At 41.2% G+C, this 8,880-nt stretch carries 6 protein-coding genes and 1 pseudogene; 1 reads left to right on the top strand and 6 read right to left on the bottom strand.

The window, feature by feature from the left end:
• Positions 1-146 precede the first annotated feature (146 nt).
• The 3 genes from I3254_RS06980 to I3254_RS06970 form a co-directional block, all read right to left on the bottom strand.
• Positions 147-1,841 carry an alpha/beta hydrolase-fold protein gene (locus I3254_RS06980; protein WP_238052239.1) on the bottom strand — a complete coding sequence of 565 codons (1,695 nt, stop codon included), beginning with the start codon at positions 1,839-1,841 and terminating at the stop codon, positions 147-149.
• A gap of 246 nt (positions 1,842-2,087) precedes the next feature.
• Positions 2,088-3,362, bottom strand: a complete 1,275-nt coding sequence (locus tag I3254_RS06975; protein WP_238052237.1) for a saccharopine dehydrogenase family protein — start codon at positions 3,360-3,362, stop codon at positions 2,088-2,090.
• Between the two features lie 275 nt (positions 3,363-3,637).
• The gene (locus I3254_RS06970; RefSeq protein WP_238052236.1) at positions 3,638-4,879 is read right to left on the bottom strand and encodes a carboxynorspermidine decarboxylase; all 1,242 of its coding nucleotides are present in this window, start codon (positions 4,877-4,879) and stop codon (positions 3,638-3,640) included.
• Positions 4,880-4,978: 99 nt separating this feature from the next.
• Between I3254_RS06970 and I3254_RS06965 the strand changes: the two genes are divergently transcribed.
• Positions 4,979-5,644, top strand: coding sequence for a DUF924 family protein (locus tag I3254_RS06965; RefSeq protein WP_238052235.1), 666 nt, complete (start codon positions 4,979-4,981; stop codon positions 5,642-5,644).
• 136 nt (positions 5,645-5,780) lie between these two features.
• On the opposite strand, the gene I3254_RS06960 is transcribed toward I3254_RS06965, so the two are convergent.
• The 3 genes and pseudogenes from I3254_RS06960 to I3254_RS06950 all read right to left on the bottom strand — a co-directional run bounded on the left by I3254_RS06960 (position 5,781) and on the right by I3254_RS06950 (position 8,871).
• Complete coding sequence (locus I3254_RS06960) at positions 5,781-7,034, bottom strand: CAP domain-containing protein (RefSeq protein ID WP_238052233.1); 1,254 nt, start codon at positions 7,032-7,034, stop codon at positions 5,781-5,783.
• 190 nt (positions 7,035-7,224) lie between these two features.
• Positions 7,225-7,882: pseudogene (locus I3254_RS06955) on the bottom strand (IS1595 family transposase).
• A 113-nt stretch (positions 7,883-7,995) separates the two neighbouring features.
• A complete protein-coding gene (locus I3254_RS06950; protein ID WP_238052232.1) occupies positions 7,996-8,871 on the bottom strand; it encodes a ribonuclease HII in 876 nt (291 codons plus the stop codon).
• Positions 8,872-8,880: the final 9 nt, after the last annotated feature.

Genomic DNA, 8,880 nt, shown 5'->3' with positions numbered 1-8,880 from the left:
CGAGGCATAGCGAACGATATCTTTTTTGTGTGAGAGCTTAAAGATTAACCGTTCGCTATTTTTTTTGCCATTAATTTATACCCAATGTTCAACACGCCCTAGAAGTAAAAGGCTAAACATTAGCACTAGTTTAAATAAAAGAGATATTACTTCTTTTCCTTAGACGGAAAAAGCGATACCAAACCATCTCCTATGATTCCTCGCCAAGCAAAGTAATCATGTCCTGCAGCATACTCTTGATAATGTGTATCGTACCTTTTTGCCAATAAAACGTCTCGCAGATGACGATTGGTTCCCAATATACCGTTGCTACCACTTTTACCACGAGCCGTTTCAAACACGCCTGCGCTCAAAAAGAAACGAACGGGTGCCTTATCCATTTTTATTACCTCAGACGCTACGAAGTGTTTATCTTCTGCTGTCTGATCTTTTGGATGCCACCAGTAAGACCCAGACATAGAGATAACATTGCCAAATATGTCGGGGTGACGTAGTGCGATAGTCGTCGCTGCTAAACCGCCATAACTTGACCCTGCAATGACCGTTCTATCCGTTGGTATCGCTACTGGCAATCGTTTATTTATTTGTGGTACTAACTCATTGGCCAATACATCTGCAAACATTGGGTTGGCAGGTAATTCACGTGCACGGGCATCATTATCAGGATTGCTAATAAACACCGCTGTCACTGGTGGAACCTTACCTTCTGCAATCAAATTATCTAAAATCGTGGGCAATCCAACCGTATCAATATAGGCTTCCGCATCAAAGATATATAACAGCACCGCATCATCTTTACTATTCTCCTTGTTGTTATTAACAGTTGGGGAGTAAATGGTGATATCGCGAGTATTGTCCAATGTACTATTGGTAAATTTAAAGGTAGACAACTCTCCTTTGGGAACCTCTGCCTGTCTTTTTATCCAACGCCTATTTGGTGCGTCTTTTAACGTAATAGTAGATTTGGTTGTGTACTTATCAGTGGCTGAACGTGGCCATGAATGGTGATTATAAGGATCGGCTTGAGCCACGGCTTTTATGGCGACTCTACGAGCAAACTCAGACAGAGGTGGCTCAGGGGTATTGGGAGCAATCTGATAGGATAAGTGCGTGTTGTTTGGCACAATAAAGCTTTTGTACCATGTATCAGAGTCTACCAATCGTTGCAATGCATCATGATTGGTGGACGGGCCACCCATTAACTTGACATTGCGATAGTCTCCTCGCGCTAAAAACGTCATCACAGTGCCCAAAGCTGTGTCTTCAATCAGCGGTGTACCTAATACTTCCACTTCCGCCCAAAAGCGATCTGTACTCTGCCCTTTCTGCAATGACTCAAGTAATGCCGATACTCTGGGGCTGAGTAACGTGTCAGAACTGTCTAGAGAATTTCCTAAAGAACCTTTTAAATCTTGCTCTGCTAAACTAACACGTTGTTCGAGCACTATCTGATAAGCACCTGAGCCAGACAGTCGCCAGGTCTCTGCACAGTTTTCGGCTACTGAATAGAAGTGTTGTTTGCCACTTTTATTATCAATCAAACGGCGCGATACTTTTCCTGTGGCATCGATAACATCTAGCGTCATCATACTTCTATCACTCTCAACATATCCGGTTAGATAATCGCCTGTATCGCAAGGAACGCTAATATTTAATGACTTATGCTGTGGCTTGATATCAGCGTTTTCCCTGTTGGAATGATTTAAATCGCCTTTCAAGGGACTTTCAATCGTTAGCATCGTTGCCTCCGAACCAAATGCAGGAAATGACGCCGAATATAATAAAAAGGTAAAGCCTGCTATGGCCCATTTCTTCTTAGGAAGAAATCGTATGTATCTCATTCACTACTCCCTCATTTATTCACTGACAAACATCTAATTTCTACCTTTACAGAATGTCTAGTGAATGATACAAAAGTGAAATACTACCTTATTTTTAATATAGATGATATTGAAAATCATTATCGTTTGATAATTTATTCTGTATAATTAAATAGACAATGACAATTTATTTTTCCTTTATAAAATAAAAAACCCACCTGACTCAATTAAAGTCAGATGGGCTTTTAGAATAGATATAATGACTAACTAAATATCAAACTCAAGCGCTCTATCACCTTCGCTATCTTTGATACGCGTTGGCAAACCAATCTTATTTAGCAGATTGATAAATGGCTTGGCATCTAACTCTTCGACGTTGACCATTTTGCCTGCATCCCATTCGCCAGTCGCGACTAGTATCGCAGCAGCAACAGGTGGCACGCCTGCGGTATACGAGATACCTTGGCTACCAACTTCATTGTAAGCATCTTTATGATCTGAGACATTGTAGATAAACACTTCAGTCTCAACGCCATTGATCTTGCCTTTGACTTTGTCACCGATACAGGTCTTGCCTGTATAGTTCGGTGCAAGCGAGCTTGGATCTGGTAGTACTGCTTTAACAACTTTCAGTGGTACCACTTCTTGGCCTTCAGCAGTCATCACTGGCTGCTCAGATAGCAATCCTAAGCTCTGTAGGACAGTGAAGACATTGATGTAATGCTCACCAAAGCCCATCCAAAAGCGAATGTTTGGCACATCTAGATTGGCTGACAATGAATGCACTTCATCATGACCGCTTAGATAGCTGTTTTGCACACCCACAACTGGCAAATCATCCGTACGTTTGACTTCAAACATTTTGTTAGACTGCCACTTGCTGTCTTGCCAAGAGTAAACCGTACCGGTGAATTCACGGAAGTTGATCTCTGGGTCAAAGTTAGTCGCAAAGTATTTGCCATGACTGCCCGCATTGATATCAATGATGTCAATATCAGTCACAGATCCTGCATCCATCATGTCATAACCCAAGCGTGCATACGCATTGACCATACCGGGATCAAAGCCTGCACCTAAAATAGCAGTGACATTATTGTCTGCACAGCGCTGTTTGCGTTGCCACTCGTAGTTGTTGTACCACGGCGGCGTCTCACAAATCTTGCGTGGATCTTCGTGAATAGCCGTATCTATATATGCCGTGCCTGTTTCAATACAAGCTTCTAGTACGGTCATATTGATAAATGCCGAGCCAACATTAATAAGTATCTGTATTTTTGTGTCTTGTATCAGCTGCACGAGTGCTTGGCTGTCCATGGCATCGACCTGATGTGTATGCAAGACCGCAGCCTGCTTAAAGCTGTCTTTTTCTTTTACGCTCTGCGCGATGGCATCGCATTTGTCTTTGGTACGTGAGGCGATATGGATCTCGCCAAGCACATCATTATGCATCGCACACTTATGCGCGACCACTTGAGCGACACCGCCTGCTCCGATGATCAGTACGTCTTTTTTGTTGGGCTTAGCTTGTTGGTTTGTGTTCAATGAACAATCCTCCTTTGTGTCCCTGTCGATACCATTGATAGCGGCTATGCAAAACAGAAACGAGTGAATGATATGCGTGAATTAAAAAGGAAGACCGAGGAAAACCCACGCACCCGTCGGGCAAATAATACTCCATTATTTGCCCGACGCGATTATAACAATTTTTATTCCCTTATCGGTAAAAAATAATGTATCAATAGCAGATACCTTAAAATCACCCGTTATTAAGACTAAGCCTTTGTTTTCTAATGTAGAAAAGTCTTAGAAATATGGCGTTAAGACAAGCTGGCTTTATAATCTTGATAATCAAACTCGCGCTGGATATCGATACGACCATCCAATCGGCGGATGACAATTGCTGGCATGTTGACACCATTGAACCAGTTTTTCTTAACCATCGTATAACCAGCAGCATTGCCAAAGGCAATCTTATCGCCTATCTGAAGATTACTCGGTAATGCATACTCGCCGAAGATATCACCTGCCAAGCAAGAACGACCATAAATAATGGTATGGTCTGCCGACTCAGCATCAGCTTCAGACGATGTAGCTTCTGCAGGATTGCCAATAGGCGCAATATCGGCAGCTGTATGGTTAATCGCGGCAATCGGTGCGGACTCACGATAAATCAATAGATCAAGCATATGCGCTTCAATAGAAGCATCAACGACTGCTAGGTTTTTTTCATTATGCATGGTATCCAATACAGTAGTTACCAACGTGCCCGCACCATGAATACTTGCCTCACCTGGCTCAAGATAGACTTGCACGCCATAGGTTTCGCTAAACGCTTTCAAACGTGCAGCCAATTTTTCTAATGGATAACCAGGAGCGATAAAGTGGATACCGCCGCCCAAACTCACCCACTCAAGCTGCGCTAAAATATCACCAAATCTAGCTTCGATATCTGCCAAGCTTTCACTAAAGGCTTCAAAGCTGTCATTTTCGCAATTGTTATGAATCATGACGCCAGTGATATCGCCAAGTACCGCTGCGATTTTCTCTTTGTCATGCTCACCAAGACGGCTAAATGGGCGTGCAGGATCAGCAATCAAAAACGATGAGTTACTGGTTTTTGGATTGAGTCGTAGACCTACAGGTATATTTTGCGCGGCGGCTTGCACTTTAAAAGCGTTGAGCTGTGAGATTGAGTTAAAAATGATTTTATCCGCATAGTTCAGCACTTCAGGGATTTCATCTGAACTATAGGCGACGCTATAAGCATGCGTTTCTTTTTTATCTTGGCTATTGGCATCATCGTTATTGCCAAAGGTCTCATAGCCCAATCTCACTTCATTAAGTGAAGACGAAGTCGTGCCATGCAGATAAGGCTGCATCACATCAAAAACGCCCCATGTGGCGAAGCATTTTAGTGCTAATAATGCCTTTGCACCAGACAGCTCACACAGCCTAGCGATGATTTTCATATTAGCGACGATGGCCGCTTCATCAAGCACGTAGTAAGGCGTTGGTAGCAATGTCGCGTTGATAGAATTCTCTAGATTTTTTGCATTCATAATAGATTACCTAATAGACACTCTGCTGTTGGTATCTTGACAGACAGATATAAATATTTGCGCTATAGTAGACTAAATTCATCATAATTAGAATATCTTATGGCACTCTCAACCGATTATTCCACCTCAGCCAGTCGATCCCATTCATCACAATTGGATCCGAAAAACATAGATTTGACTTATCTAGATCCTGATGCGCGTGCCGTGTTGGATTTTTGGTTTGATAAAAACAATGAAGCTTACTGGTTTGAACAAAACGATCGTTTTGATAAGCAGATACAGGATAAGTTTGGTGACCTTTGGCATGCAGCGAAACAAGGCGAATGTGTCACTTGGCGTATCGCAGAGTCTTCATTGGATGGTAATAGCTCGATAACGGCGTTGGCAGGACGCTTGGCAGAAATTATTGTGCTGGATCAGTTTTCACGCAATTTATGTCGCGGACAAGCAAGTGCATTTGCGCAAGACGGTATGGCATTAGCACTCGCCCAAGAAGCCATTCAACAGCCTTATTTTGATACGCTACCGATGCAATGGCGTAGATTTATTATCATACCGTTTATGCACTCTGAATCGGCCATGATTCATAAGCGTTATCTACCGCTATTTGAGCAATTAGATGATGCAAATACATTAGATTTTGAATATCGTCACAAACAAATCATCGATCAATTCGGGCGATATCCACATCGCAACGAGGTACTAAATCGCGACTCAACCGAAGATGAAAAAAACTTTTTAAAACAGCCTAATTCATCGTTTTAAGCCACATTCCTAGTATTGTACGAAGATAATTAAAGTTATTACACAAAAAATTATTACATAAAAAGAAGGTCTGAATCATATCACTGGTTCAGACCTTCTTTTTTACGATCAATATTTAGAGCGTATTAAATGATTATTAGTAATTTACCTTACCAGTAGTAAACGTAAATGACTGCTGCTCTAATGTTTTATCGTCAACCAAAATATCAAAGCTGACCTTATATTCGCTATTACCATAAAGTCCACAATTACCACCTTTATTACTACCTGATTCACAGCTTTTCAGCGCATCCGTTAATGGCAAAATAAATGCTTCATTCGCTGGCAATGCATAATTCGTACCTTTGTACGGATCATTGTCAGAATCAAGCAGTTGAATCGGCAAATCTATATTACGCTGCACATCTCGGAATTTAACGTTACTCACTTTAACTTTATCAGCGGATGGCATGTTGATATAAACCGGCTGTCCGATAGGATCAGTACGCAAATTGCGCCCAGAGCCTCTGACTGGATTTGGGGTTTCGTTATAAAGTGCAGTAACTGTCCCCGTCACATCTTGACATGGGTACGTAAAAACACCTTCAAGCGTTTTATTTGTCGTGGTTTTTGTCCCTGCAGCATTGCTTACCAAAACATATCCTTTATTGTTAGCAGCATTTTTACTACTAGGCGTATAGGTAACCACTCCTGTTCCTACTACACCTGAGGTTGGCAACATTAAAGAGCGTAGATGATAAGGCGCTGACAACAACGACTTTGCCAAAGAGCTTGCCACGGCTTCTGTACTCAAAAAATTGCCTGCCGAACTGTAATAGACAGACTGGGCAATGTTTTCAGTAACACTATATTGCGATTTGCCATAGTCTGCATTGATCAATCGATCTGCCAGATCTAATCCACTAAAGAAAGGATTGTTAGGACCTGTCACACTAGCAATATCGCTAATTTCATTTTCGAAATGCGCGTTAAAGCTGGTTGGCGAGCTATTGGCAAATACATATTTTATGTAGTTCGCGTGCTTAACGGCAATATCGTCTAGCTCTGTATCAACGGATAGACCATTTAGGCCACAACTGCTTCTTGCCAAACTAAACTGATTATTCGCACTTAATGCTGCTTGTGTATTGTTATCAGCTGGTACACTACTGTCAGTGTCAGGAGTACCACTGCTTGGTTTGTCACTTTGATCAATAGGTGTTGCTATAATCGGTGCTGAGGTGATTGGTTCTGACGTTGTTAGCTTAACTTTCTCATCACTTTTCGAGCCATTTAAACCATCCACAGATGGATCACTTCCTTCAGACTCACTACTTCCACCACAACCAGTCAGAAATAGAGTCAAAAATAGCACTGCAGCAAGGCTTTTTTGGGAAGTGTTGGCTATCATATCTCATCCTATAAAGTAGTAATATTTGTGTGTCACTTATAGTAAAAATAAATATTAGAACTTAGCTATTGATTTAATAGCCTTTGATATTAAAAACGTGCTGTATTTAAATTTTATAAAACCTTGCTCATTGTTTTTTAAAGAAATTACATTCATGAGTATAAATTTTTGGGGCTGTAGTAGATAAGGATTAAATATCACACCATTTTCTCAAGGTTTTCAGCTGATTAGATGGTGAGCCATAGTTGAATCTAAACTCGCACTCTTTTAAAAACAAATGGAAGTTCTTCTTATTAATCCCATTATACTTTCTGAGTGTTCGTTTGGACTGATTCCAGAAGTTCTCAATGCCATTGATGTGATTGTTCTTACCGCAAATGAACTCTATAGAGTGATTGACTCTGAAATGTTTAAACTCACTCACATCTAATGCATTGTAACTTCGATAGCTATCCGTATAAACAAAGCTGTCAGGCTTGATTTTACGCTTGATAACGGGCATTAGAGTAGTCTGTTTGGTGTCTGCTACGACAATGGTAATACACCTTACCGTTTCGTTTTAGAATACCAAATACGGCGGTTTTGCCAGCAGCCCCGCGACCTCTTTTACCTTTGCGTACACCGCCAAAGTAACTTTCATCTAATTCGACCTCACCATCAAAAAGCTCATCAGCTTCTAATGAGAGATGGTAATCTATCACAAGTCTTATTTTATGATAAAAAAGTGCAGCAGTATTAGGCTGAATATCAAGCAAATCTGCGGCTGTTCTAGCAGTCACTTCAGCCGTAAAAAACTCTAACAGCCTTCGCTGTGCTTTTTTACTTAGTTTACAACGGGTTATCTTCATAAAAGTAGTCTAGCATAGTGCTTATCTACTACAGCCCCAAATGTTTTACTCTCATATTACAATATGACTTTTCGCTTAGGCTATTTCGAAGACTGATTATAAGTCCAGTATTATTAAGTTTCTAGCATTTTTCTCACTGGCGCAAAACTACGTCTATGCGTTGGCAAGACGCCATATTTTTCAATCGCCTCCATGTGCGCACGCGTTGGATAGCCTTTGTGTTTGGCAATACCATATTCCGGATACTGAATATCCAGTGCATACATCGTCTCATCACGACTTACTTTTGCTAATATACTGGCCGCTGCAATACTAGTATGACGCGCGTCGCCTTTTACCCATGCTTGACAATCAATTGCAGATGGCGTTACCTCTAACTTTTTAAAACTATCATAGTTCAAGTCAGGGCAACGGTTCCCATCAAACAGTACTTCGATCTTTAATTGATTGAGCGACGTACTTTTAGCATTTCCAGTAGTCGAGAATGTTTCAAAAATTACTTCTAGCAATGATTCAGTACACAAGCGCATACCAAGCATCGTTGCTTGCAAGATGTTCACTTGATCGATCACTGCTGCTGGTATATCAACGATGATATAACCGATAGCATGCTGTTGCACCAATGGATAAAGGATATCGCGCTTTTTTTCACTCAGTTGTTTGGAATCTGTCAGTATCGACAACGGCGTGTTTTTGAGCGGTTGTTCCTCAATCAATCCTGACCAAGTCGCAGGTAATATTGCCGCTGCCACATTGACACTACCTAGTAATGGCCCGCGTCCTGCTTCATCAACGCCGATTTGTAGTATTGATTGCTCCGTCTCTTGGTTATCATTAGTCAGATATTGAGTGAGCAACCCAGCGGCATTCATTTGCCCATATAAGTGTATGGGCGCTGCTAACTGAATATATTGTCCTTTGACATCGATGTGCTCAATATTGATGTCAATTACTTGAACTGGGCTTTCTGTACTGTGTTGAATATGCATAATATTAAA

Origin of the sequence: Psychrobacter sp. Ps2 (assembly GCF_022129405.1) — a bacterium.
Taxonomy (GTDB): domain Bacteria; phylum Pseudomonadota; class Gammaproteobacteria; order Pseudomonadales; family Moraxellaceae; genus Psychrobacter.
Note: the sequence above shows the minus strand (reverse complement) of the source record. Positions and strands in the feature narration are given on the sequence as shown.

Excerpts from the sequence above, each read along its gene's own strand:
- I3254_RS06980 (WP_238052239.1), bottom strand. The coding sequence starts at position 1,841 with ATGAGATACATACGATTTCTTCCTAAGAAGAAATGGGCCATAGCAGGC.
- I3254_RS06960 (WP_238052233.1), bottom strand. The coding sequence starts at position 7,034 with ATGATAGCCAACACTTCCCAAAAAAGCCTTGCTGCAGTGCTATTTTTG.
- I3254_RS06970 (WP_238052236.1), bottom strand. The coding sequence starts at position 4,879 with ATGAATGCAAAAAATCTAGAGAATTCTATCAACGCGACATTGCTACCA.
- I3254_RS06965 (WP_238052235.1), top strand. The coding sequence starts at position 4,979 with ATGGCACTCTCAACCGATTATTCCACCTCAGCCAGTCGATCCCATTCA.
- I3254_RS06950 (WP_238052232.1), bottom strand. The coding sequence starts at position 8,871 with ATGCATATTCAACACAGTACAGAAAGCCCAGTTCAAGTAATTGACATC.